Origin of the sequence: Oceanobacillus sp. HCA-5259 (genome assembly GCF_037892815.1) — a bacterium.
GTDB classification, from domain to species: domain Bacteria; phylum Bacillota; class Bacilli; order Bacillales; family Amphibacillaceae; genus Oceanobacillus; species Oceanobacillus indicireducens.
Map to the genome: position 1 here is coordinate 1 of NZ_JBBKBV010000040.1, position 25,539 is coordinate 25,539.

The following is a 25,539-nucleotide window of genomic DNA, read 5'->3' on the forward strand; positions in this document are numbered from 1 at the left end:
GCTTTTGTAATTATACTACTTAAAATTCACAAAAATAAAAGACAATTTAATAAGCTCTCGTATAAAATCAATGAAATGCATCAAATTTTATACGAGAGCTTTTACTAGGTGTTCTACAGGATCATTATAAAAGATGATATTGCTTCTCTAAAATTATACTTATAAAAATACGGCACCTCCATTCGGGCTTAATATCTGACCACAGAAAAAGTTCCCTTCATCAGAAGCTAGTAATAAAGCCGCTGCTGAAATCTCTTCTATTTTTCCTAGTCGCTTTAATGGTATATCTTTTTCTTTTTCAATCCACTCTTCATTCATATCACTTAAAATCATATCTGTTTCTACTGGACCAGGCGCTAATGTATTTACTAAAATATCTGGAGCCAGTTCTAGGGCTAAACTTTTCGTAAAGCTATTTACTCCTCCTTTTGCTGCTGTGTAGTGCGTAAAGTTCTCTCTACCTTTTAAGGAAAGTTCCGATGAAATATTTATTATCTTTCCAACTGAATCTTTATCCATCAGTGGGATTAGATACTTGGAAGTTAAAAATACACCCCTTAAATCAACATTGATTAGTCTATCCCAATCTTCTACTGCCATATCAACGATAGGAGATTCATTTCCAATAGTTCCTGCATTGTTTATCAGGATATGGATATTCTGGAATTATTATTTCTTAATTATCTCTTTTCCTTTGTACAAGATCTCTTCCTCTTGTTCAAATGATAGTGTATCGAGCCTTTCATGATAATATCCATGGTGTCCAATCGGATGATTATCTTCGGTGATTCTTTCAATTACAGTTGGATCTAATTCTGCTACTGCCCCTGGAACAAAGAAATTTGCTTTAAGATCATTATTTTTGAGAGTTCTTAATACTCGGTTTAAACCAACTGTTCTCCCTTATGTTCCAATAGATAAGAGTGACATTCTTGACTTGTTTTTTTCATCAAATAAAAAAGGTGTTTCCGCATCTATATCAAAAGATAGAACAACTGCCATCTTCTTTTGATCTGGTCACTCCATTTTGCGTTCTCCTTTCCGAGTATTTATTTCATATAGTTACTTATCAGTATGCAAAGCTAAAATTGAAATAAATTCATATACAATAGCTGCACCTAATTGTGCTGTTATTTCGGAACTATCTAGTGCCGGTAATACCTCAACTACATCAAAACCAACATAATTTAAATTAGGTAAGTTACGCACATAGTTAAGCCCTTCATAACTAGTAGCACCGCCAGGTTCAGGAGTCCCTGTACCTGGAGCATATGCTGGATCAAAGAAATCAATATCAAAAGTTAAGAACACTGGATTGTCGCCTACTCTTTTTGCAATACGACCTTTTAATTGTTCTGCTGAAATTTGGCGGAGTTCATCCATTGTTATAACTTCAAATCCCATATTTTTTGCTTCATCAACATCACCCGGATCATAGACGGTTCCCCTTAAACCAATCTGAATAGAACTATTAGGATCAATTACATTTTCTTCTAAAGCCCGCTTAAATGGTGTTCCATGTGTATATTTTTTCCCCCAATAGTTATCCCATGTATCACCATGCGCATCAAAATGAACTAAACTTATTGGTCCATAATGGTCTGCTAACCCCCTCAACTCTCCCAAAGTAAGTGAATGATCCCCTCCTAAGCCAATTGGAATAACATTATTCTTTGCAAGAAATGAATAATTCTCCTTAATGATTTGATAAGTATCATGAATATGACCTGGGATTAGTGGTAAATCTCCATAATCTATAACTGAACAATGATCAAACGGATTAATTTTGTGATATGCATTTGAAGGTCTCAGTAACATTGAAATCTCTCGTATACCTGAAGGTCCAAAGCGTGCCCCGGAACGATAACTTGCTGCTGTATCAAATGGTAATCCAACAATAGCAATATCAACATCTTCAGTTTTTTGTAAATGTTGTAGCTTCATAAAAGTACGTACTCCTGTATATCTAGGTGCATGACTGTGGTTCATAGGTCCATATTTAGGTGTTTTCATTACATATCCTCCTCAAGTAATTTAATTTTTTGTTTGATTAGAATAAATGAAATTTTCTATATTATACCTACTACTGTAAGCATTTTCATTTAGCGAAACGTAAAACATACTTCTTATTATTTTAACTTTTTGTCCAAAATAAAACAAAAACGTAGGCTGCCCTCTAAAGGCTCTCCCTACGCTTGTTTTAACAAATATAAAATTAGAAAATTATGACTATTCGTTTTCACTTGATTTTCCTGAATTTCTTATTTTTCTTAATCTCCTACACGTTCCCAAAAGTCAGCGTTAGCAATCCTAGCTACCTTCGGGTCAAATACTGAATCTTTTCCTGCTCTTCTTTGTACATCATAATCTTTCAGCGCCTGTAAAGCAGGTTTAATTAAAAATGTGAGCGCCACCATATTCAACCAAACTATAATAACGAAACCTAAATTACCAAGTCCCCAATCCAAGATGCGGAATTGATACTATTATAAAAGACAATGATTAATAGACCTAAACTTAAAATCTTTAACAGCCAAGTGACCTTCTTTTACCGATTCCGATCATGAAGGCAAGGCTTGTTTCAGCTTTATAGGAATACGTAGTCAAGCTTGTAAAAGCAAAGAAGAAAATAGCAACTGCTACAAATAGTGCTCCAAGTCAGTCACAAATGCACTAACCCTTGTTTTACAGGGGGAAACTTCAGCAGCCCCCGTTTCAAACGTCTCACTACCAAAAAACAGCAGCATTAGAGAAAGCTCCCCCTGAACTCCCCCAAGCAATAGCCGATCGATTGAATACCTCCTGGTTGCACCGAAATACTTTCTCCGTTAATACACGTTGTAGCTCTGACCTGTCTGCGCCCCGTATACACTCTTCTTAAATGCTAAAAGCAATCTGTCGTGGATATAGGGCATCCACCGGACCAACTTGTTCAAACATCGCTTTAATACTTTCTTGTGACGTAATATCAACCGTTACATCCGAGTTATTACGACTTGCTTTTATAATTTCTATCCAGTCGCCTTCCAACTCCTTTACGACTGCTTGCCCAATCGTTCCACTTGCTCCCACTACTAAAACTTTCATTCTTTAACACTTCTATCTTTCTATTTATAGTGCAGACAGCTGATTGATTAGCTGTCCGTTTTTATTGTTGCTTCAGTGCATCCTGCCGTCTTTTCTCTTATTCATTTATTTCTTTGCAAAGTGAAATCTTATTCCGCGGGGGTTTCTTCACTCCCACGGAATGTTAGTTAAACCAATCGGGCTGTTACAGGCTGTTAATCTCCCACTTAGAGTTTTTGGTTTTTCTCAATACTTGAGGGAGTTTTACAGCTAGTTACACTTCTATAAAACACATTAGCAAGCTGTGCAAATTCCTCCATGCTCAAGGATTCGCCCCGTCTGCCGCCATCAATCCCAGCCCGGTCCATTACTTTCTGTATCTCCGTCTTATTCATATCCGTAAATAGGTTTGCTAAATTATTTCGTAACGTCTTCCTTCGCTGGGCAAAGCTTGCCTTAACGATTCGGAAAAAGAAATCCTCATCCTCTACATGGACTGGTGGCTCCTTACGTAACTCCAGCTTTAGAATGCCGGAATCAACATTCGGCTGCGGATTAAATACGGTCTTCGGCACATTCATGACCACTTCCGCATTCGTATAATACTGAATAGCAATCGTTAAGGAGCCGTAACTTTTACTATTTGGTTCAGCTGCCATCCGCTCTGCCACTTCTTTTTGAATCATGACCGTAATACTTTCAACCGGCAACTGGTCATGGAGCAGCTTCAAAAGAATCGGTGTTGTAATATAATATGGCAGATTAGCGACGATGCGGATCGGCTGATTTTCTTTGAATTGTTCCTTGATTACTTCAGTGACATCCGCTTCTAATATGTCCTGATGGATGATTTCAATATTAGAATAGGCCTCTAAAGTGTCATCTAAAATCGGTAACAGGCGCTGGTCGATTTCAAAAGCGACAACTTTGTCCGCATGGATTGCAAGTTGCTCAGTCAAAGCACCGATTCCCGGACCGATTTCAATGACACCTGAATCTTTATCCACACCTGCATGCTTTAAAATATTTTGTAAGATGTTTACATCAATAATAAAATTCTGTCCTAAACTCTTTTTGAAAGCGAAGGCATATTTTTTCAGAATTTCTTTTGTCTTCGATGGGGTTGCAATATATTTAGTTGACATGTCAATCCTCCTGCTGGATGGCTTCTACTGCCGCTTCGAACTCTTCTTTGGAAATCTGGAACTGATTTAATCGTTTCAACAATTGTTTCCCGTTCGTATGGCCAATTTTCAAATGTTCTCCTAGCTGTTTTCTACGTTCACTTGCTTCTCTTACACCGATGAGGCGATTGATGAGAAGATCTTCTTTTGTGATTTCTCCTCGTGTTTCTTCGGTGAGTTCATATACTTTACGGAGTGCTTCTCTTATTGTTTCCGGGCTAGCGTGTTCAATGCCCAAACTCCTGTTATGCGCATTTTTCGCCCGTGCTTCATCCTGGGTAAGAAATGCATGCTTACAACCGGGAACGGCCTGGTCTATGATGTGGCGAATACGCTGGCCGGGATAATCGGGATCGGTGAAAATAATAACGCCCCGCTTTTCTTGCGCGTGACGGATTCGGTTAATGATTTCTTTATTAACCGCTGAACCGTTCGTCTCAATCGTATCCGCTTGGATTGCCTGATTAATTTTAGCTGTGTCGTCTCTACCTTCCACGACGATAATTTCTTTTATCTTCAAAACTTGCCCTCCACGTAAATAAAGCTCTTCCCATGATTTTACCATGAGAAGAGCATAATTCCTAAAATAAGTATTAGTCTATGATTTTCACTTGTACCGTACGTACTCCCCAATCATATGCTGCACCCTGATTCGGGACATGCACATCAATACGGTTTCCACGGATCGCACCGCCAGTGTCTCCAGCTATAGCTTCCCCATAGCCTTCCACCCATACTTTTGTGCCAAGCGGAATGACATTCGGGTCCACTGCGATTACTTTTTGATCTGGGTTGGCTTTTAAATTGATTCCAGTAGTCGTAACACCCGAGCAACCACCACAGGAAGCAGTGAATGCACTTGCAGTAACTGTTAGCGTTTTCCCGCTACTCTGTGACTCCTCCGATTTGTTAGCAAGTGTAACAAGCCCTGGATCCGCTTCTTGGACAGGCTCTTTCGTACCGATTGCTACTACACGGTTCTTGCTCTCTTTCGTAACTTCTTCTTCAATTATTTCCCGGGAAACTTCTTCCCCATTTTCTTTTGTAATCTTATACTTCTTTACAACTTGGCCATCTTCTCCTTGGGTAATAACCTTTTCTTCCCCTTTTTGCAGTGTGCTATCTTCTTGTTTCTCCGTTTCAAAAGCAACTGCCTCTTCTTTTTCCACCGTCTCTGTTGTCACACGAACAATATCAACGGTCGTATCCTTCTTTACCTTTTTGTCTAAAGCCGGCTTGATCTTATCAGCATCATTCAGCTCGATGTCATTCTCCTCTAGCAATTCTTCTACCGTGCCACCAGTGGTAGGAATGGTTAGCTCCTTACCGCCATCAACGACTGCAACATCAAATGCCTGCCTCACATCGATTTCCATACCGTCCTCAATGAACGCACCATCTTCATGTGAAACCTCGTCATGCTGGGAGAAGGTTAGATCTTGCTGTTTTAAAAATGCTAATACAGTATCTTCTGTTGTATAGAAACTCTCAGGCTTGCCGTCAATTGAAACGGTTACCTGCTTTGCTGTCTTATAATCGATTGTCATTCCGTTTTCAATTGGTGCTTCTTCCTCATGTGATAGTTCATCATGGGCACCAACTGCAATTCCCACTTCTGAAAATAGTTCTGCCACTGTGTTTTTGTGGGTGTTCACAACTTGTTCTTCTCCATTGTCTACGATGATTACTTCTTTTTTTGTTGCTTCAACTACTAGTAAGCTCGTAAATAAAACAAGTGCTAAGACACCAATACTCGAAAGAACCATTTTCGCTTTTGATGCTAGCATAAGCTTATGAAAAATTTTCATGCTCCTGCCTCCTTGTACGAAACCGATTATATTAATACGTATATGTAAAGTCAAAGCTATTCCGTTTACAATCAAATTACAATTCAATTACAGTTCGATTGTGGATATGTTTCATAGCCTCTAATCGGTTGGGAGACAAGGGTTACAAAATTATCTCTTTATTCAGATTAATGGTGTTTAGCATGTAAATTCTAGCTTATTAGGGGATGGATGTTTCTGGAAATAAGACATTGTTTACATTTATATAACAGAAATGAAGGAGTTCCGACATAGTTTTACAAAGTTTTTTCTTAGTAGAGGAAATATAGGAGAACTAAAGAAAAAAGACTGAGATATAACGAATCCCAGCCTTTTTATTTAGATGACAGAATATCCACCGTCGATAAAGAAGTGGGTACCTGTTATAAAAGTCATTATGGGAGCCATCCCTTTATATCGATGAGTTATTTTTAGAATATACAGCACATCTAAATTTCAAACTCTGATAAATCCTTTAATACATGAGTTGGCTGTACGTCATAAGTCAAAATATCTTCTCGTTTTGAAAAGCCACCCTCAATGTAAATGGTTGGAATTCCTGCGTGTATTCCTGCTAAAATATCCGTAAAATAATTATCACCAATCATTGCCACATTTTTTCTTGAAAGACCTATTAAATCTAAAGCCTTTTCCATAATAGTACTATTTGGTTTTCCAATAAAAATAGGTTCCATACCTGTAGAAGCACTAATAACAGATGCCAGTGCACCATTTCCTGGCATTAACCCTCGTTCTGTCGGAAGCGCCAAGTCCCCATTCGTTACAATAAAAGTTGCTCCATTATAGATTGCTAAACAGGCTTGAAAGTATTTTTCATAATTTATTTCACGGTCCAGTCCAAATACAACATAATCGGCTTCTTCTCCTTGTTCAACAAGAGTCAGCCCTTTCTCCTTCAGAGCTGATTGAAGACCCATTTCACCAATCATATAAATTCTTGCATTTGGGTTCTGGTCATAAACATACTGAGCAGTCGCCAATGAAGATGTATAAATTTGTTTTTCTGTAACCGGGTAGCCAAATGACTTCAATGTTTCTACAACCATTTGTGGTGTCTTTGTTGAATTATTAGTTAAAAACAAATAAGGTATTTCTCTTTCGTGTAGTTTTTTTACAAACTCTAATGTTTCCAGAATAACTTCTTTTCCACGATAAGCAGTGCCATCTAAATCAATGAAATATCCTCTATACATCCTAATCCTTCTTTCCAACTTTTATTATGTCTTTGAAATATCCATAAACCCTTCTCCAAACACGTCCCGCACATCATGAATTGCAACGAAAGCATCTTTATCCGTTGCCTTTACAATTTTCTTTAATTTAATCACTTCTTGTTTGCTAATAATGATATATAGAATTTCTTTTGTGTCTTTCGTATAATATCCATGTCCAGAAAAGACGGTAACACCCCTACCAATTGATAGATTTACCTGTTCGGCAATTTCATCCGGATTTTTGGTTATAATTGTAGCAGCTTTTTTCGGATTTAAACCCTCAATAATGAATTCCATTACTTTTGTTCCAATGTATAGCATAAGAACGGTCAACATCACTTTTTCTATCCCTATGATAAAGTAAGACCCCATGACAACAATTAAATCAAAGAATAACAAGCCATAACTGATACTCCATCCCAAATATTTATTCGTGATGCTAGCAAGAATTGCCGTTCCCGCAGTCGTACCCCCGACTCTAATAATTAAACCAATCCCTACACCAGCAAAGACCCCGCCAAATATCGCATTAATAATAATCTCATTTGAATCAACATTCCAGCTCTCTGTTAGATGCAAAAATAGCGAAAAGAATAATATCGTAATAATCGTATAAACGGTTGTTGTTTTTCCTAAAAACCGGTAACCTACGACGAGTAGAAATGAGTTTAATATGAGGTTAACAAGTCCGGGTGACCATTCGAACATATAGTAAAATATAATCGTTAACCCCGTTACTCCCCCTTCACCGAGCTCATTTGGTATAACAAAAAGATTAATCGATAGGGCAAATATTAAGGAACCTATTATAAGAAAAATAATATCTATTATTCTTTTCTTCATAACAATCTCACATCCTTTACTTGACTTAATTTTAATTTAAACAGAGAATGATTAACAAAACAAATTTATTTTAACTAAAGCATTAATTACTTTCATAATGGAGGGGTTACCGTGACCATTCAGCGGTATGAAATCTTTAATAAAATCGTGGCTATAGAAAATATTACAAAAGCCGGAGAGGAACTGAACCTCACCCAATCAACGGTCAGTCATGCGATTAAAAGTCTGGAAGATGAACTTGGATTCCGCCTGTTAGTCCGTAATCGCTCTGGAATTAACTTGACAAGGGAAGGGGAGAAAATTTACGAATATACGCGGAAAATCATTAACATGAATAATATTTTATTCGAAGAGTCAGCCGCATTAGTCGGAATGGAAACAGGCTGTATCAAGGTCGGGACTTTTTCACGTGTTACGACGAACTGGATGCCGACGATTTTTAAAGCATTTAAACAGAGCTATCCAGGGATATCAATTGAATTTGTTGAGGATGATTTTGACGGGCTCGAAGATAGAGTAATCGCTGGAGAACTAGACTGCTGTTTTACAACAAAACCGGCTGGTAAAAATATTGAATTTATTCCTTTAAAAAGAGACCCACTATATTGTATCGTATCGGAAGCAAGCCCCTTACACAAACAGAAAAAGATGAAAATGAGTCAACTGGAGGAATATCCGTTGATTCAGCCGGAAGTAGGCTGGGACAATGAAATCTATGAATTATTTCACCGACATCACATTGAGCCAAATGTAAAATATAAAATTTCGGACGATCATTCGATTTTTGCCCTAGTTGAAGCGAATATCGGGATCAGTATCCGGCCAGGACTCGTATTAAAACATTATTGGCATCATATTATCCCACTTGAATTTGAAAAGGAGGCATATCGGGTGATCGGAATTGCACATACTGACCAAGCATCACCTGCGACGAAAAGTTTCATTTCTAAAGTGATAGAGTTGTATCAAGATGACGAGTAAATAAGTTGGGACAAATAAAGTGAAACTTCATTCAGTGGGGGTTTCCTTTCCTCCCCACTGAATGTTAGTTGAACAGAATCAGGTATTTACGGACTGTATATCCCACACCCTCATATGTTGGGCTTCCCTCCTGTTTAGAAGTGGGGGTATTACAGACCGTTAATGCATGATAAAGACTTGATCTCCAGCCGTCCCATCTTTTTTAGTTTGATTCTATATTATAAAGATGAATTGCATTTTTCGTTGTCGCTTCAGCAACTTCTTCAAGCGTTATCCCCCGCAGCTCAGCAATTTTCTCAGCAACAAGCTTAACATAAGCTGGTTCATTACGCTTCCCACGGTTCGGATGTGGTGCGAGATAAGGTGCATCGGTTTCAATTAATAAGCGGTCCAGTGGCACTTCCTTCGCTACTTCTTTCGGTAGCGGGGCATTTTTAAATGTGACCGGACCACCTAACGAAATATAAAAATTCATATCTAAACAGCGTTCGACATATTGGACGGAATCATTGTAACAGTGCATAATGCCACCAACGGTATGAGCTTTTTCTTCTTCAAGAATTTGAATAATATCTTCCGTAGCTTCCCGATTATGGATAATAATCGGCATGTCTAATTTTTTCGCCAGTCGTATCTGTTTCCGAAACACTTCAGCTTGAACGTCTTTCGGGGATTTATCCCAGTGATAATCGAGCCCCATTTCACCGATAGCAACAACCTTTGGATGCTCCGATAACTCTTCAATCCAAGTTAATTCTTTATCCGTCATATCAATCGCATCGACTGGATGCCACCCAATAGCTGCATAAATCGTCTCATACTGTTCCGCTATTTCAATGGCAAGGGGAATCGTTTCATGGTCAAAACCAACAACGGTCATATGCGTAACCCCTGCATTAAAGGCACGCTGAATCGTTTCTTCGCGGTCTTCTTTAAATTGCCAAGCATTTAGGTGGACATGTGTATCAAATAACATTCTTTCAGCTCCTTTATATAAAGAAAAGAAACCCTGCTCCATGTGGCAGGGTAATTCTTTTTTATAGGTTTACGATATTAATGAACCATTCGGTACGTCTTGAGGTGCTTCAATAACGGTAAGTTTCCCGTCAGCTTCTGCAGAAAGAATCATACCTTGACTCACTTCTCCACGCATTTTACGTGGTTTCAGATTCGCGACAATTACTACCTTTTTACCTATTAATTCTTCCGGATTCGGATAGTGCTCGGCAATCCCGGATAAAATCTGACGATGTGCTTTATCGCCCGCATCAAGGCGGAATTTCAGCAACTTGTCCGCGCCTTCCACTTTAGCGCATTCGATCACTTCCGCAACCTTCAGTTCTACGCGGTCAAATTGATCAATTTTAATCTGTTTCTCTTTGCTTGAGACAAGCTCCGTTTCTTCTGGGTCCCATGCTTCTTCAGCAGTATCACCAGTCATTTGAGAACGGATATACTCCGCTTCTTCTTCTACATCAAGACGAGGGAATATTGGTGTCCCTTTTTTAATAACTGTAACATTTTCAGGGAAGTTCCCAAATTGAATGTCTTTCCAATCACCTGCTGTATCAACATTCAACCCGAGCTGTTCGAAAATCTTTTTCGGTGCGTGAGTGAGGAACGGTTGTAGCAAGGATGCAGCGATTCGCAAGCTTTCCGCCAAATGAATCATAACGCTTGCCAGTTCCGCCTGTTTGTCTTCCTCTTTTGCAATCTTCCACGGCTCGGTTTCATCAATATATTTATTCGCACGGGAAATCAGACGCCATACAGAGGCGAGCGCACTACTGAACTGCATTTTCTCCATCTCTGTCTGATAATCCGCAATTGCTTCTGCCGCTGTCCGTTGCAAGTCTTCATCAAATGCGGTAACGTTCCCTTTGTAGCTTGGAACTTGTCCGTCCAGATATTTATTGATCATTGCGACCGTACGATTAAGTAGGTTCCCTAGGTCATTCGCAAGGTCGAAGTTGACACGGGAAACGAAATCTTCTGGAGTAAAGACCCCATCACTTCCAAAAGCAACCTCACGCATCAAGTAATAGCGCAGCGCATCTAATCCGTAGCGTTCAACAAGCATTTCTGGATAGACGACGTTCCCTTTTGATTTCGACATTTTCCCGTCTTTCATTAATAGCCACCCATGGGCAAAGACTTGTTTCGGTAACGGTAAATCAAGGGCCATCAACATAATTGGCCAGTAAATCGTATGGAAACGGACAATTTCTTTACCAACCATATGAACATCTGCCGGCCAGTATTTATTAAATAGCTCATCATTTTCCGTACCATATCCAAGTGCGGTAATATAGTTCGTTAAAGCATCAATCCATACGTACACGACATGTTTTGGATTGCTTGGAACAGGGATACCCCAAGAAAAGACGGTACGCGATACTGCCAAGTCTTCCAGTCCCGGCTTAATAAAATTATTGATCATTTCATTTTTACGGGATTCCGGTTGAATGAATTCAGGATGTGTTTCGTAATATTCAAGTAAGCGGTCTGCATACTTACTCATTTTAAAGAAATACGATTCCTCTTTGATCAGTTCAACTGGATGTCCACTGTCCGGGGATTTCCCAGCAACGATATTTCCGTTCTCATCGTATTCCACATCGACTAATTGTGTTTCCGTATAGAACGTTTCATCTGGAATAGAATACCAGCCTTCATACTCATCAAGATAAATATCACCTTGTTCAAGGAAACGTTCAAATATATCCTGTACAACTTTTTTATGGGTTGGATCGGTTGTACGGATGAATTTATCGTTGCTAATTTCAAGCAACTTCCAAAGTTTCTTCATTCCTTCTGCCATTTCGTCCACGTAGGCTTGCGGTGAAACATTCAACTCTTCTGCTTTTTGTTCAATTTTCTGCCCGTGTTCATCACTTCCCGTAAGATAGAACACATCATATCCGGTCATTCGTTTATACCGCGCCATGACATCACAGGCGATTGTGGAATACGCATTACCAATATGTAGCTTTCCACTTGGATAATAAATGGGTGTTGTTATATAAAAGGTGTTTTTCGAATTACCCATGGTGAACCTCCTCATTAGTATCTTTCTACCTAAAATCTATTGTAACGATTATATAAGAATTTGCCAAATACCGCAAAAGTGCTAAGCCTCATGTCTTAGCCAATCGGCAAGTCTTCTTTATCCCGTCATGAGGTAAAGGAAGTCTTGCTAGTAGCTGGGTCTGGGCGTGGTAGTTAGGCTATTACAAAAAGCTAAAATTGTAATTGGTTATAATTGGCTAAACCGCGAATATAAGATTGTTTTCGACAAATGGATTCATCAATTTTCTAACTAATGAATATTTTGAGAAATAAAATTGACATTATTTAGTGATGTTGTTATTCTATTGCTAAGTAAAGATGTTGCTATTTGTATTCTTTTAGTTTAACTAGAGTTATCAGTAATTGCAGAATATAGAGATAAATATAAAGTATCTGCGATTATTTAGATAAAGAAAACAAGGAAATTGGCAGCGTACATATAAAAAGCGCCATTTCCAACATTATCTGGGGAGGATAAAAATATGAAATCTACTGGAATTGTTCGCAAAGTCGATGAGCTTGGGAGAGTCGTAATCCCAATCGAGTTAAGACGTACACTGGATATCCACGAAAAAGATCCGATTGAAATTTATGTGGATGATGACAAAATTATTTTACGGAAATATGAATCTCGGATGGAGTGTCAGATTACTGGTGAAGTATCCGATGATAACTTGCTTCTCGCGGGTGGCAAACTCATCCTAAGTAAAAATGGAGCCACTGCGCTAATTAAGGAAATTGAATCTCGCTTAGTTAACTGATTATTACTACCCTATAGGGGTAAGTTCCTTCATAGGCTCTAAAAATAAATGAACTGGGTTGAATCTGCACCCAGTTTTATTTTTGTGTAACTCCTAGTTCTGAATATGATAGTTTTGGTAGACTTCCCGCTTCGGAATTCCTCGGTCTACTGCTGTTTGCTTAATTGCCTCCTTACTCGATAATCCTTCCTTATCCATATAGTGTTCGACATGCTCTTTCATATCGAGCCCTGTCCACCAGTCCCCTTCAGTATCTGTCTCATCCTCACTTACTCCTTCTACGACGATGACGAACTCACCCTTCAATTCATTTGTTTCCGTCCAAGCGAGCACTTCTTCCATTGTCCCACGAATATATTCCTCAAAACGTTTCGTAAGTTCGCGGGCTAATACAATTTCTCTATTTCCTAATGTTTCATGTAGAACATTCACTGTTTGTTTTACCCGGAATGGGGATTCATAGAATAGGAGCGTTGCTGAGATTGATCTTAACCGTTCAAGTACTTCCACCATTTCTTTTTTCTTCCGTGGCAAAAATCCATAAAAATAAAATTCTTCAGTAGAAAGTCCTGAACCGACAAGGGCACTAAGGGCAGCGTTTGCGCCTGGTAAAACAATGACTTTAATATTACGCTCCAATGCGGCTTCAACAATATCTGTACCCGGATCAGAAATGGCAGGCATTCCCGCATCACTCACAACAGCGATTTTGGCTCCTCTTTCCGCTTCGTTGATCAGCTTTTCTATTTTTTCTTTCTTCGTATATTCATGATAACTCGTAAGCGGGGTAGTAATTTCAAAATAATTGAGGAGTTTCCTCGTATTGCGCGTATCCTCTGCTGCAATAACAGTCGCCGTCTTTAACGTATTCAACGCTCGGTACGTAATATCCTCTAAATTCCCAATCGGTGTGGGAACAAGGATAATGGCACCTTCTATTTCATTTGCAAAGCTTTTTTGAATCATCATTTCCGCACACACTTCTTTCTATTAGCCCCGATTAACGCTTCCTTCTGAGGACGTGGGAGCTGCTTGATTTGATATTCCCTTTGTAATGCTTCTTCCTTTGTCGGAAATTCCTCTATATGTACCACTTCAAAGGGGCCTCGGCCTCGGGTATATTTTGCCCCTTTCCCTGATTCATGCATCATGAGCCGGTGGGCAAGATCGTTTGTATAGCCTGTATATAACGTATTATCCTTACATTTCAACATGTAAACGAGATGTGCTTTAGCCATAGATAATGCTCCTAGCTTCCTCCGTATAGCTTCCATCGTCATTATAAATATATAGTGGAGGAAGAAGTTTGATATCCGGTTTCCCGTCTCGAATCCCTTCGACTAGTAGCATGTTCGCTTCTTTTCCATGCTTTGGATAAACAAACTGGATCCGTTTGGGTTCTATTCTTTCCTGCCGGAAGCGTGCAATAATATCGACGAGTCTTCCCGGCCGGTGAACCATTGCAACTTTTCCGCCTGGACGGACGTGTAATTTACATGCTTTAACAACATCCTCTAACGTACAATAGACCTCGTGCCTTGCAATCGTGAGGTATTCATTTTCGTTATGCTCCGTTGCTTTTGGCGAACGGAAATAAGGTGGGTTACACGTTACTACATCAAAACTGCTATGACCAAGCACTGGCAGCATTTCCTTTAAATCGCCGTGGATGACAGAAAGCTGCTCATTAAGGTTATTTAACGTGATATTTCGCTCTGCCATTTGATAAATCCGTTCTTGGATTTCCACACCTGTAATCTTCGCATTGCTCCTTTTCGACAATAGTAAAGGGATGACGGCATTTCCCGTACATAAATCGAGGATTGTCCCACGTTTGATTGGAATACTTGCAAAATGGGCAAGCAATACTGCATCAAGTGAAAAGGCAAATGCTGTTGGGCTCTGGATAATTTTCATCGACTCATCGGCCAATAAGTAATCGAGTCGTTCGTCACCATATAGTTTTACCATATTTGAATCCTTTCTATGCTAACACCTTAATAAAGTGAAAACTTCATTCAGTGGGGATATTACAGACCGTTAATTCGTGAGAAAACTGCCCTATTTTTTATAATAGGACAGTTTTAGCTAGTTCGTTATTTTCTCTTTGCAAAGAAATCCAGACAAAAAATACAATCTTCATTTTGTCGTGGACTTCCAAATTCTAAATTACAAATATGAAAACCTTCATCGTAAAGCCTTGCAAGGTTGTCACGGCCTTCACCTGGTAAGTATTCTTTCGTATCTTCATCTTTATTGTTTTGCTTCTGTTTTTCTTTTTCCTGATTCGTTTGCTCTAAATGATTGCGCAAATTGTGATTCTCTACTTGCAGGCGATGATTTTCTTCAAGCACGCTACTCAGTTGCCCTTTCAATTCGCCAAGTCGTTCATATAGTTCACCAATTTGCTTTTCCATATCGGCAACCTGGTCAAATATTTCCCTATTATTCACGCCCACTCACCTCTTCACTACTTTGTGGCCTGCGCTAACATTCCTTCTTCGATCATTTCATCCAATGTATATTCAATCGTACGTTCTTGTTCTTTTAATTCTATGTGTACGAGTTTTTCCAGGATATTTAAACCAACAACCTTGCCCTTACCGTGTGGCGTTTTAATCGCTTCGCCAAAGTCTGGAAGTTCTCTTTTAGCTTCTTCATAATGATCATTTTCATACTTCAGGCAACACATCAAGCGGCCGCATAATCCGGAAATCTTCGCTGGATTAAGGGACAAGTTTTGATCTTTTGCCATTTTAATCGATACCGGCTCAAAGTCACCTAAAAAGGTCGAACAACAAAGCATACGTCCACATGGTCCAATACCACCAAGCATTTTCGCTTCGTCACGGACACCAATTTGCCTTAATTCGATTCTTGTCTTGAACATCGCTGCGAGGTCTTTCACAAGATTACGGAAATCGATCCGGCCGTCTGCCGTGAAATAGAAGATGATTTTATTCCGGTCAAATGTATATTCCACATCAACCATATTCATCTCCAGTTCATGTTCTATGACCTTTACAGAACAGGCTTCCATTGCTTTCTGGGCTTGTTTCTGATTCTCGACAACGGTGCGTTTATCTTCATCGGTCGCTACTCGAATCACTTTCTTGAGCGGGAGGACAACATCTTCCTCGTCCACCAGCTTACTCGCAATAACAACTTTCCCAAACTCGATCCCGCGAATTGTTTCCACAATTACATAACTATCCGGTGTAATCTGTTCTTCCCCTGGATCAAAATAATATATTTTACCCGCCTTTTTAAAGCGGACACCAATTACTTCTATCATTCTATTTTTTTCACCTCTTCATTTTCAGTACGAGCTGCTCCATTACTAATGTAGGCTGGACATTTTGTGAGAGTTTCCGTTTTGCCTGGATGACGTAATCAAGCAGTTTCGATAAATGATGTTGTGAAAATTTCATCGAGCTCTTCTCGAGTAATGCATCCGCCGGTTTGAAAACGGTCATCGCATCCTCATTCCCAATATGGTAATAGAGGACGTCACGCAGGGCAAGGAGTAATATATCAAGCCCTCGGTCGTGATCATCTCTCTCTTTAAAATGTGCGAGCCATTTACTGTGGAGATAGAGATAAACATTTTCATGATTCGTGGTGAGCATTTCAATTAATTGTAACACTAGCTTTCTTGCTTCCACAAACCATTCGTCTTGGACAACCTGGAACGCATCATCCAAATTATTCGTCAGAGCACTCATCAAGGTAGCATCCTGCTCCCGCATCCCTTCTGTAACCAACTGTTTCCGGAATTGGATAGGATTGAGGGGTTTTAAATCAATGACCTGACAACGAGAACGAATCGTTGCTAGAATCGCTCCACTGTTCTCCGTAAGCATCATTGCTGTCGTCTGTTTACTCGGTTCTTCTAAAAACTTCAGGAGACTGTTCGCTGCATTTACCGTCATCCGGTCCGCATGTTTAACAACATACACCTTCTGATTGGATTCCATCCCTGAGTAGGAGAATTCCTTTTGCAAATGCTGCACCTGCTCCTTCGATATGGATAAACCTTCTGGCTCGATCCAATGAACGTCCGGATGGTTGCCAGAAGTGATTCGTTTACAATTAGTACAGGTGTTACAAGGCTCAGCCCCTTGTCTATTTTCACAGAATAGACTCTTTGCCATGACAAGGGCGATCTGTTCTTTTCCAGTTCCTCGTTCACCTTGTAAAAGATACGCATGAGAAATTCGGCCTTTTTCTATACTGTTTGTGAGAATCTGAGTTGCCATTGGCTGTATTTCTGTTAATTCAGACCAAGTATTCATGGGTATCCTTCCTTATCATCTAGCGCTTTCGCTTTTGTTACGTCTAGCTCTAGCGCCCAGCGACTAGCAGATTTCCTGCTCCTCCGTCGATAAGTCAACATCAGCTTCCTTTGGTCGCTGTGTTTCCTTTATCTCCTGCGGACCAGTCCAATCTGTACGTCGCTGAACGGGCGCTTTCGCTTTTGTTACGTATATATGTTAATCAGTAAACCCTTGATTTCGCCTATAAGGTCAAGGATATCTACCGTCTTCTTTTCCTGATTCATCACTTCTTCTGTGAGTTCCAATAGCTTGTCATCAAGCTCTTTAATAATCGTCAGTTTACGGCTGCTGCCATCGAAACTGAACGAATGTCCGTGTTGTAATTTATAACCGGTCGAGACTGTTTCTTGTAAAAATCCTTTGATCATTCGTTTAAATTTAACAAGCTCCCGCATCGTGCGGTAGTGTGCTAATTTTTCCCCTTGCTTTGAAATGTTTTGTATTAATTGCTGCAGTTCTTGCTGTTTCAAATTCTGAGATTCGGATTGTACTAATTTTTGGAAGGACTGGGTCTCCGCATGAATTGGCCTAGGGATCTTTACTTCTGTCTGCGATTTTATTTCCTGGCTGATTTTCATTCCTTCTCCACTCCTTCCATTTTTGTGCTTTTCCAAGGAAAAATAAAATAAAATCCTCTGTATTACAAAATTGCGAGCAATGGCCACGTCCAGCACCAGTGCCCAGCAAAGTCCAAATGAATTACTTCTTGAGTAAGCCTCTATGAGTAATCTTCTTAAGGCTTTGTAAAACGACTTATCCTGTAAAGGCGCTTGCGCCTTTGTTCGCTTTAGAATTGAATAAATGATTCAATCGGCACGACAAAGACGGTTGCGCCACCAACTTCGACTTTAACTGGCTTCGGTATATACGAATCAGCGCTTCCTCCCATTGGTGAAATTGGAGCAACCATTTGTTCACGCTGGGAGCAATTTTCTTTAATAATATCTAGAGCTGCATCAACTTCATCGTCATTACAACCAATCATTAAAGTCGTATTACCTTCTTTTAAAAATCCTCCTGTTGAAGCAAGTTTCGTCGTTTTGAAATCTTCTTCCGCCAGCGCATTAACGAGACGGGTGGAATCCTTATCTTGAAGCACAGCAAAAATTAATTTCATTGGTTTAGTCTCCCTTCTTATTTTAAATAAGCTAAAATACAATCCAATGCACTTCTCTCAACATCTTGGAAGGCCTGGTTGGCATTGATTTTTTGAATGCGGTTTGGATACTGCTCATGAAGCAATTGATAACCTTCATACACTTTTTCATGGAAAGCAATTGTCTCTAGATCTAAACGGTTCTTCTCTCTATTCTTATTCGCCGCAATCCGCTCTAATCCCTTTTTTGGAGCGATATCAAATAATAATGTTAAGTTCGGCATCACATCCTGGATGGCAAATTGATTAATCTGGAACACTTCCTCCATCCCAAGGCCCCGGGCATACCCTTGGTAGGCGAGGCTTGAGTCGATAAAACGATCACAGAGCACAATTTTTCCTTCGTCGAGTGCAGGAAGGACTTTCTCTACCAGATGCTGTCTGCGGGCGGCGGCATAGAGTAATGCTTCTGTGCGTTCCTCCATCTTCGTGTTCGCACGGTCATGGAGGATCGTGCGGATTTGTTCCGCAATGTCAATTCCACCCGGCTCTCTTGTTGCTACAACTTCATAGCCCAAGTCTGTTAATTTATCAGTTAATGCGTGGAGAACGGACGTCTTTCCCGCTCCTTCCACACCTTCAAACGTTATGAATTTTCCCTTCACTGCTTTTTCTCCTTCAGGTTATTACTTAAAAATACGGATACCTTCATTCCGCTGTTGAATTCGTACACCACGGGCAGTGAGCTGTTTGATTGCTTGGATATGCTCGTGGGTCACCACTTCTCCTTTTAATATAAAAGGAATTCCCGGCGGGTAAGGAATAACTGGCTCAGCGGCAACTTCCCCGATACTTGCTTCTAAGGGGATGAGTTTAGTTTCCAATCCTTCCATCTCTCTATAGGACAAAGCTAATTCTTGCCATTTGCTAGCAAAAAAGTTTACTACCTCTATTGTAGCATGATTTCGCTCGTTTTTTAATTTTTCATTGACAGAATGGATGACTTTTTTCAAGCGATTCCATTCAGTAAATGGTGCGAGCCCGAAAATAAAAAGAATTTGCCGATCCGTCACGAGCTCCGGGTATATTCCTTGCGCTTCAAAGAGCATGGCAGCCTCTTTTGCAGTATACCCATCTTTCAGCTGAATTGTTAATTTTAATGGATCGTTGGATGAGATAATTTCCCATTTGTCGAATGTTTCGGCTGCGAATAGTGCTCTGATTTCTTCCGCGTCAGTAAGTGCTTTCTGAATCGTTTCTTCCGTCTGATTGGCAAGAAAATAGCGCGCGATATCTAAAGAAGCCATAAGCGGATAAGATGGGCTGCTTGATTGAAGCATTTGTAATCTGTAAGCTAGGCTTTCTTTCGTGACACGTGTTGAATTTATATGTAAATAAGAAGCCATTGTCATTGCTGGAGCCATTTTATGAGCAGAGTGTACAACAACGTCCGCACCAAATTTTAAGGCGGTAGACGGAAACGGATTTCCTAGACTAAAATGGACTCCATGTGCTTCATCAACAAGAACAAGGGTGTTATTTTTATGAGCGAGTTCAATCATTGCTTTTATATCATACGTCCGTCCAAAGTAGTCTGGGTACATCAGAATAACAGCTTTTGCATCTGGATGTTCAGCAAGTGTGTCCGCGAGTGTTTCGTATGCTGGACTTGTGAACCTATGAACTTCTGAGTCGTATTCCGGTGCGATAAAAATTGGCTGCGCACCAGCGAGTTCGAGGCCATTCATGATGGATTTATGACAGTTGCGCTGGACAATGACCTTCTCTCCTTGCTTACAGGTTGCGAGAATCATGGCAAGATTGCCTACCGTACTCCCATTGATCAAGAAGAAGGTATGATCAGTTTGGAAAAACTCAGTTGCGAGCTCTTCTGCTTCAGCAATTGCTTCTTGAGGCGCGTGCAAGTCATCGAGGCCTGGAAGCTCAGTCACATCAAGCTTCAAAATGTGCCCATAATATGTCTGCGCTTGTTCCGGAAATATTGCACCATTTTTATGGCCAGGCACATGGAAGGAAAGTGGGTTGGTTTCGGTGAATTCTTCCAGCATATGTAGAATTGGAATGTTTTTTTGCTTCATTGATGGGTACCTCCTCCTGTTAGGTATAGTTTAACATAGAGCTTGGCTGGGCGGGAGGGTGCTCAGTCGTCCCAGGACCCCTCCCATTTGTGAACCTCAGCATTTGAGTTGTTAACTTCGGCATTTGCAAATTTACAGTACATTTATTCAAACGGAGCTGTTGGAAAATGAGATATTGTTCATAGTAGAAGAAAATCCCGCACAACAACGAAAAGACCCCTTTTAAAAAAATATCTAAAAGGGGCTCCGCTTAATAAATATGTTCAACCTTATAACCATCATCTTCAATCAATGAAACAATGCTTGGTTCTTCCACCATATGCATCGCACCGACAAAGACAAAGTACGTTTCACCGCTATCTTCTTCAAGCAGTTCAAGAATCGTGTCTGCCATGCCAATATTACGATTCGTATTCATTTCCTCCATGTATTCTTCATAGCCTTCAAAACTTTCCTCAACATCAGTTGTTCCACTCAATTCTTCCGTTGCACCACTCAACCAGTGTGCGGTGATTTCATCTAATCCTTCCGCCATATCATCATAATTTAAAATAGCATTTTCCAGCATTTCGAGTTGTAATTCATCGGAGAATCCTGATAGCATCATGAGCTGTTCTTCAAATGATTCCAGTTCTCGGATTTCTTTTCCATCCTCGGCCGCTCGGTCTAAGAAATATTGGTCCACCGCATATTCTGGACTATATTCCGTCTCCTCCAGCGCAAATTCCATCAGCAGCATTTCCATGAACCACGGCTTGAATTGCTGAACCATTTCGATGCTTATGCCATTCTCTTGAAGGATTTCCTCTAAAGCTGCATATGTATCCTCGGTTAAATCATCAGCTATCGTCTGGCCGTCTTCGTACATGGCAAGCTCCATCATCAACGTTTGAGAAATGCTAGGATCGACCTCATTCAAATCAATTTCAGGCAGAACAACATCAGATTCTTCATAAGCATCCTCAATTTTTTTATTTAATGGATAGAAATCTTCATTGCCTACATGAATCGTCCCTTGCAGATAAACAGTCGTGTCCTCATTTTCTACTTTCCAGAGAAAACCGCCATCATTCCGCTCCTCAGCCGTATCACTTTGACAACCGAAAAGCACGGTAACCATGACAATCATCGTAAGTAAAATTTTCTTCAACTAATCACCTCTTTTTCATATGGACAAATCAATTATAACTATTCAGAAAGTTAAAAAGAAAACTCTCATCCAGAATACCATGCTGGTAACTGACTTTGCAAAAGTTTCCTGTCTTTGTCTTTAGATATAAATGCAAAATAAAAAGCCTTTGCGAAAACAAAGACTCTAGGAAAATAACTGTTGCTGGTTTACATTTTTTAGTTTTTTCACGTAGTAACGGTACTTCTCTTCGCGTGGTTCTGTGTGGATTATATTATATTCGCACTCCTTGCAAATAAACATCGTGTATAAATGAATCCCATGCTCCTTATCTTCCTCACAGATTCCGCAGTGTTTCAGCGCTTTAGCTTCCATCTCCCCACCTCCATGAGCATAGTATCTCCTAATCTGTTGTATCTTATTCACAAAATGTGAAAAATGCTATTTTCATAATAAAAATGGGCGTATGGAGGCAAGAAGGTAAATAGAATGTGCACATGATTGGGCGGAATCGGGACAAATGCACTGACCCCATGTCCCAGTTTTACAGAATGAAGACATGGAGGGCTACGAGGGATCCGACACCGAATAGTCCAAGTAGGCCGGAGACGAGGGCGGTGAATAGGTTAATTGGGACGTGGATGCCGAAGTTTGCCCCGAATACGTTGACGAAGAATAATAATAAAACGCCAATTACTAGTTTCACAGACCCTTGTCCAATTATTTTCATTGGCTTGACAGGTGCTCCAATGGTGAGGAGCAAGACAATAACGGAAATCATAATGATAATGATTAAAGTTGAACTCATTTCTTACACTCCTTCGACATTAAAATTAGTGCTCCAGTGGGACAGTTGCTCTGACCCCGTGTCCCGGTCATCTTATATATATGCGCTGGAAATAATTATAGAAGTGAAAGGTATAGAGCGTATTCCAATAACTCTTTTATGGTGGTATTCTTAGAATGTCAGATAATGGAGGGAGGTGGAAATTCTGAATTTCGCTGAGATAAGAAATGAGCTATCCATTAGAGGAAAAAATGGAATTGGCTTTCTAGCAGCAGGGTTAGTTGTTTGGATGATCATCACAGTCATCTTTTTAACAAATCTCGATATTTATTATAAAACAATTGGTATGTTATTTGCGACGGGAGTTATGTTCCCGCTTTCAATTGCTTTTAATCACCTTCTGAAAGCAGATTGGAAATTAGAAGGGAATCCTTTAAGTACCCTCGGTTTGATTTTAAATGTCGCCCAATTTGTCTATTTTCCCATCCTTTTTTGGGCGATTGGCACAAATACGGAAATTGCTGTTATTTTTGCGATTATTACAGGGGCGCACTTCTTTCCATATGGTTGGTTTTATCAGTCAAAAGCCTATTACGTCATGTCGCCAGTCATCTCCATTGCGATTATGCTGATCGGCTGGAATCTAGCGGTAGAAAGATTATGGATTGTGCCGCTCACGACGGTAATTCTACTTTCTATCTTAGTTATTTGGCTGTATCAAGAATACCGCGGTAAAACAAACGAATAGTCCTGCCAATGGTAGGACTTTTCCAGATCAAAGGCGCAAGCGCCCTTACAGGCTAAGTACGCGATTCGTTTCGAACGCTTGGGACTGCGATTACTCGTCCCACCGAAGAGCATTTGTACTAGCACTTCCAGTAGTCGCAGCAACGTACAAACTGTGCCTCCCAGGATGGGAGGTAGTTCGATGTTGCCTCATACGTGAGCGAACTTAATTGAACTTCCTTTTTACCAGAATGAGATACTTATTTATGAACAAAAATGGCTCCCTGATCGTAATTTTGTAGGTTGATTTTGGCATACTGAATAGCAAGTAAAACAAATCAGAGCTACATTACGAAAGGAGCCATTACAATGAAGAATACCGCAACATGCGTTGGTTTAGACGTCTCGAAGGAAGAAATCGCTGTCGCAATCACTAAGAAAAGCCTAGATACTACGGTATGATTCCTAACACACCAGTGGCCTTAAGTAAATTAGGAAATAAACTAGGAAATATTGAGTATCTAAAAGTATGTTATGAAGCAGGACCAACTTTGACCATTTTCTACTGTTGTTCCTAAACAATCGCGCTCTTTTGTGGAAGATGTAAAACTATAACAGAGATCACGCAACAACATAGTGCTACTCGATTTCCTCAAGCGGTATATCCTTTATATGTGTTGCGATCCACCAAATGTGCCCAAATGGATCCGTTACACCCCCACGTCGATCACCTTCCGGATGATCTTCTACAGGCATCAGTTCCTTTGCACCTGCATCAATAGCTTGTGCAAAAAGAGCATCTACGTTCTCGACATAAAGAAAAAGATGTATTGTAGTTCCTCCAAGAGACTCAGGGCTCTTCATAATTGAGTGTCTCGGAAACTCGTCCACAATACATGCTCATTACGCAATTCATCAGCCGGTAGGTTAAGAAATGGGAAAGCACCACCGGGCTTAAAATGAACCCCTATGGTTGACGCTTGACATGCTGTGTCGATAACAGCAAAATTTGAATGCGGACCAGAGATCAAGCTTCCACGTAAACTTTTGAACTGTTCATGATTCTTTTGATCGTATACATTAATCAAGTCTTCTTTAAGATTGATAATCAATTCCATAGACCCGTCCGGAAGTACTCGCTCCATTTTGTGAGGTGGGTGATAGCCTTTATATAGCCAAAAAATATTTATATAAGCCGACAAGGGGGGATGTGGACGGTATGTACGAAAAAGAGTCATAACAATCACTACCTTCAATTGTTTCTAAATAACATATACCATATTTTCAGTTTACGTCAAAGCATGGATTTTTTAAACTCTTCTCAGCAAAGATACCCTTTAGAATCACCGGTGAAAAATATTTAAGAAAATCATGTGCAAATACATTGACCAGAGTGATAAATATTACTATTACCATCCAAGGCGAAGGGTGCAATGGAATCGAAGAGACATTGATACTATCACATCAATGTCGCTGGAATCTTTTTGCTCCTTGTGGCTGTAGGAACCGAAACAAACCAATTCGCTTAACATCATATATTTCTTTCCATGTATTTAAGTTTTTTAACAATTCATCAAAGATTTCTTGTTGAGATAACTTAACATCCCCAATCACCTGTAGCTTTGAAATAAAGTTTGATTAAAAACACATTGTAAATTCCTGTTTTGGATGGCAAAGTTAATAGGTGTATATAATTTATTTAATAAGAATTCGGCTATAATTTAAATAAGGATGGTGATTGATTTGAGTTTAACAGACAAAAATTTCAACACCTATGAAGAATTCGAAGAGAAACAACAACAAACGGATAAAATATTGGAATATATTGATGGAATTATTTACATGTCCCCATCTCTAAGTATAAAACATCAAAGGATATCGTCTTTTCTTCACGGAGAACTTCATAATTCATTAAAAAATAGCGGTTGTGAAGTGTTTTCTGCACCAACGGATGTAATGTTTGAACAAAACGAGAATAATAAAAATAAAAATAAAAGAGTTGTTCCTGACTTATTTGTGACATGTAATCCTGAAAACTTCACTGAAAATGAATATGTAGGAGCACCAGAATTTATCATTGAAATATTAAGTCCATCAAATAAATCTCACGACTTAGTAAGAAAGCTAAATCTTTATATGGAATATGGAGTTAAGGAATATTGGATTGTTGATCCAATGGAAAACCGCATAATGATTTATACACTTGATGAAAATGCAGAGGTGCAATTTGATTTAGTCAACGAGAACGAGATAGCGACTTCTAGACTATTTGAAAACTTTAAAATCGAAACTAAAAATTTGTTTTTTGATTAAATACAAAAGTTAACAAACAACAGCAAATATCTCGCTGTTGTTTGTTTTAATGTTAGTCCACGGAACATCTGTAAAAAACTCGCGTTC

The 25,539-nt window shown here is 39.6% G+C and carries 30 protein-coding genes and 3 pseudogenes; 4 read left to right on the plus strand and 29 right to left on the minus strand.

Annotated features, from left to right (window positions below):
- Positions 1-159 precede the first annotated feature (159 nt).
- The 11 genes and pseudogenes from WKU33_RS16215 to WKU33_RS16255 form a co-directional block, all read right to left on the minus strand.
- Positions 160-657 (minus strand): SDR family NAD(P)-dependent oxidoreductase, encoded by a 498-nt coding sequence (locus tag WKU33_RS16215; protein ID WP_156855273.1) that lies wholly within the window; start codon positions 655-657, stop codon positions 160-162.
- 12 nt (positions 658-669) lie between these two features.
- Positions 670-873: pseudogene (locus tag WKU33_RS19130) on the minus strand (polysaccharide deacetylase family protein); the annotation flags it as partial.
- 189 nt (positions 874-1,062) lie between these two features.
- Entirely contained in the window at positions 1,063-2,013 is a 951-nt protein-coding gene (gene speB, locus WKU33_RS16220; protein ID WP_156855274.1) for an agmatinase, read from the minus strand.
- Positions 2,014-2,270: 257 nt separating this feature from the next.
- Positions 2,271-2,468: an alanine:cation symporter family protein gene (locus tag WKU33_RS16225; RefSeq protein ID WP_340455575.1), complete on the minus strand. Its 198-nt coding sequence runs from the start codon at positions 2,466-2,468 to the stop codon at positions 2,271-2,273.
- 58 nt (positions 2,469-2,526) lie between these two features.
- Positions 2,527-2,643 (minus strand): annotated as a pseudogene (locus WKU33_RS19135) (alanine:cation symporter family protein); the annotation flags it as partial.
- A gap of 264 nt (positions 2,644-2,907) precedes the next feature.
- Positions 2,908-3,087, minus strand: a pseudogene (locus tag WKU33_RS16230) (NAD-dependent epimerase/dehydratase family protein); the annotation flags it as partial.
- Between the two features lie 206 nt (positions 3,088-3,293).
- Positions 3,294-4,211 (minus strand): 16S rRNA (adenine(1518)-N(6)/adenine(1519)-N(6))-dimethyltransferase RsmA, encoded by a 918-nt coding sequence (rsmA, locus tag WKU33_RS16235; RefSeq protein ID WP_340455576.1) that lies wholly within the window; start codon positions 4,209-4,211, stop codon positions 3,294-3,296.
- A 1-nt stretch (position 4,212) separates the two neighbouring features.
- Entirely contained in the window at positions 4,213-4,770 is a 558-nt protein-coding gene (gene rnmV / locus WKU33_RS16240) for a ribonuclease M5 (protein WP_336252110.1), read from the minus strand.
- A gap of 73 nt (positions 4,771-4,843) precedes the next feature.
- Complete coding sequence (locus WKU33_RS16245; RefSeq protein WP_340455579.1) at positions 4,844-6,058, minus strand: ubiquitin-like domain-containing protein; 1,215 nt, start codon at positions 6,056-6,058, stop codon at positions 4,844-4,846.
- Positions 6,059-6,525: 467 nt separating this feature from the next.
- Positions 6,526-7,290 (minus strand): TIGR01457 family HAD-type hydrolase, encoded by a 765-nt coding sequence (locus WKU33_RS16250; RefSeq protein WP_340455581.1) that lies wholly within the window; start codon positions 7,288-7,290, stop codon positions 6,526-6,528.
- Between the two features lie 24 nt (positions 7,291-7,314).
- Entirely contained in the window at positions 7,315-8,154 is an 840-nt protein-coding gene (locus tag WKU33_RS16255) for a YitT family protein (protein WP_340455582.1), read from the minus strand.
- A 111-nt stretch (positions 8,155-8,265) separates the two neighbouring features.
- On the opposite strand from WKU33_RS16255, the gene WKU33_RS16260 reads away from it, so the two are divergent.
- The gene (locus WKU33_RS16260) at positions 8,266-9,135 is read left to right on the plus strand and encodes a LysR family transcriptional regulator (protein ID WP_340455584.1); all 870 of its coding nucleotides are present in this window, start codon (positions 8,266-8,268) and stop codon (positions 9,133-9,135) included.
- A 202-nt stretch (positions 9,136-9,337) separates the two neighbouring features.
- On the opposite strand, the gene WKU33_RS16265 is transcribed toward WKU33_RS16260, so the two are convergent.
- Positions 9,338-10,111, minus strand: a complete 774-nt coding sequence (locus WKU33_RS16265) for a TatD family hydrolase (RefSeq protein ID WP_340455587.1) — start codon at positions 10,109-10,111, stop codon at positions 9,338-9,340.
- A 69-nt stretch (positions 10,112-10,180) separates the two neighbouring features.
- Complete coding sequence (gene metG, locus WKU33_RS16270; RefSeq protein ID WP_340455589.1) at positions 10,181-12,184, minus strand: methionine--tRNA ligase; 2,004 nt, start codon at positions 12,182-12,184, stop codon at positions 10,181-10,183.
- Between the two features lie 502 nt (positions 12,185-12,686).
- Between metG and WKU33_RS16275 the strand changes: the two genes are divergently transcribed.
- Positions 12,687-12,965, plus strand: coding sequence for an AbrB/MazE/SpoVT family DNA-binding domain-containing protein (locus WKU33_RS16275; protein ID WP_340455590.1), 279 nt, complete (start codon positions 12,687-12,689; stop codon positions 12,963-12,965).
- Between the two features lie 93 nt (positions 12,966-13,058).
- Here the strand turns inward: WKU33_RS16275 and rsmI are convergent, their stop codons facing one another.
- From rsmI to WKU33_RS16340, 13 genes are all read right to left on the minus strand, one after another.
- Positions 13,059-13,934 carry a 16S rRNA (cytidine(1402)-2'-O)-methyltransferase gene (gene rsmI, locus WKU33_RS16280; protein WP_340455591.1) on the minus strand — a complete coding sequence of 292 codons (876 nt, stop codon included), beginning with the start codon at positions 13,932-13,934 and terminating at the stop codon, positions 13,059-13,061.
- A complete protein-coding gene (locus tag WKU33_RS16285; protein WP_340455592.1) occupies positions 13,931-14,203 on the minus strand; it encodes a GIY-YIG nuclease family protein in 273 nt (90 codons plus the stop codon). The genes rsmI and WKU33_RS16285 overlap by 4 nt, the downstream gene beginning before the upstream one ends.
- Complete coding sequence (locus tag WKU33_RS16290; protein ID WP_336252101.1) at positions 14,196-14,936, minus strand: tRNA1(Val) (adenine(37)-N6)-methyltransferase; 741 nt, start codon at positions 14,934-14,936, stop codon at positions 14,196-14,198. Before WKU33_RS16290 ends, WKU33_RS16285 begins: the two co-directional genes overlap by 8 nt.
- A 125-nt stretch (positions 14,937-15,061) precedes the next feature.
- On the minus strand, positions 15,062-15,418 hold the full coding sequence (gene yabA, locus WKU33_RS16295) for a DNA replication initiation control protein YabA (RefSeq protein WP_156855288.1): 357 nt from the start codon (positions 15,416-15,418) through the stop codon (positions 15,062-15,064).
- Positions 15,419-15,435: 17 nt separating this feature from the next.
- Positions 15,436-16,260, minus strand: a complete 825-nt coding sequence (locus WKU33_RS16300; RefSeq protein WP_156855289.1) for a PSP1 domain-containing protein — start codon at positions 16,258-16,260, stop codon at positions 15,436-15,438.
- Between the two features lie 10 nt (positions 16,261-16,270).
- The gene (holB, locus tag WKU33_RS16305; protein WP_156855290.1) at positions 16,271-17,260 is read right to left on the minus strand and encodes a DNA polymerase III subunit delta'; all 990 of its coding nucleotides are present in this window, start codon (positions 17,258-17,260) and stop codon (positions 16,271-16,273) included.
- Positions 17,261-17,445: 185 nt separating this feature from the next.
- Positions 17,446-17,880 carry a YaaR family protein gene (locus WKU33_RS16310; RefSeq protein ID WP_156855291.1) on the minus strand — a complete coding sequence of 145 codons (435 nt, stop codon included), beginning with the start codon at positions 17,878-17,880 and terminating at the stop codon, positions 17,446-17,448.
- Between the two features lie 209 nt (positions 17,881-18,089).
- Complete coding sequence (locus WKU33_RS16315) at positions 18,090-18,419, minus strand: cyclic-di-AMP receptor (RefSeq protein WP_156855292.1); 330 nt, start codon at positions 18,417-18,419, stop codon at positions 18,090-18,092.
- A 17-nt stretch (positions 18,420-18,436) separates the two neighbouring features.
- Entirely contained in the window at positions 18,437-19,063 is a 627-nt protein-coding gene (tmk, locus tag WKU33_RS16320) for a dTMP kinase (protein ID WP_188856992.1), read from the minus strand.
- A gap of 21 nt (positions 19,064-19,084) precedes the next feature.
- Positions 19,085-20,497 (minus strand): aminotransferase class I/II-fold pyridoxal phosphate-dependent enzyme, encoded by a 1,413-nt coding sequence (locus WKU33_RS16325; RefSeq protein ID WP_340455595.1) that lies wholly within the window; start codon positions 20,495-20,497, stop codon positions 19,085-19,087.
- A gap of 250 nt (positions 20,498-20,747) precedes the next feature.
- On the minus strand, positions 20,748-21,647 hold the full coding sequence (locus WKU33_RS16330) for a TraB/GumN family protein (RefSeq protein ID WP_340455597.1): 900 nt from the start codon (positions 21,645-21,647) through the stop codon (positions 20,748-20,750).
- Positions 21,648-21,812: 165 nt separating this feature from the next.
- Entirely contained in the window at positions 21,813-22,001 is a 189-nt protein-coding gene (locus tag WKU33_RS16335) for a sigma factor G inhibitor Gin (RefSeq protein WP_156855296.1), read from the minus strand.
- 169 nt (positions 22,002-22,170) lie between these two features.
- Entirely contained in the window at positions 22,171-22,434 is a 264-nt protein-coding gene (locus WKU33_RS16340) for a pro-sigmaK processing inhibitor BofA family protein (protein WP_156855297.1), read from the minus strand.
- 175 nt (positions 22,435-22,609) lie between these two features.
- Here WKU33_RS16340 and WKU33_RS16345 point away from each other — a divergent pair, with 175 nt between their 5' ends.
- Complete coding sequence (locus WKU33_RS16345; protein WP_336252098.1) at positions 22,610-23,161, plus strand: DUF7010 family protein; 552 nt, start codon at positions 22,610-22,612, stop codon at positions 23,159-23,161.
- A 617-nt stretch (positions 23,162-23,778) separates the two neighbouring features.
- Here WKU33_RS16345 and WKU33_RS16350 read toward each other — a convergent pair.
- The 3 genes from WKU33_RS16350 to WKU33_RS16360 form a co-directional block, all read right to left on the minus strand.
- Entirely contained in the window at positions 23,779-24,003 is a 225-nt protein-coding gene (locus tag WKU33_RS16350) for a VOC family protein (RefSeq protein ID WP_340455600.1), read from the minus strand.
- Positions 24,000-24,377 carry a DUF6597 domain-containing transcriptional factor gene (locus tag WKU33_RS16355; protein WP_340455602.1) on the minus strand — a complete coding sequence of 126 codons (378 nt, stop codon included), beginning with the start codon at positions 24,375-24,377 and terminating at the stop codon, positions 24,000-24,002. The genes WKU33_RS16350 and WKU33_RS16355 overlap by 4 nt, the downstream gene beginning before the upstream one ends.
- Positions 24,378-24,548: 171 nt before the next feature.
- Positions 24,549-24,674 carry a nucleotidyltransferase domain-containing protein gene (locus WKU33_RS16360; protein WP_340455603.1) on the minus strand — a complete coding sequence of 42 codons (126 nt, stop codon included), beginning with the start codon at positions 24,672-24,674 and terminating at the stop codon, positions 24,549-24,551.
- Between the two features lie 208 nt (positions 24,675-24,882).
- Here WKU33_RS16360 and WKU33_RS16365 point away from each other — a divergent pair, with 208 nt between their 5' ends.
- Entirely contained in the window at positions 24,883-25,452 is a 570-nt protein-coding gene (locus WKU33_RS16365) for a Uma2 family endonuclease (protein ID WP_340455605.1), read from the plus strand.
- Positions 25,453-25,539: the final 87 nt, after the last annotated feature.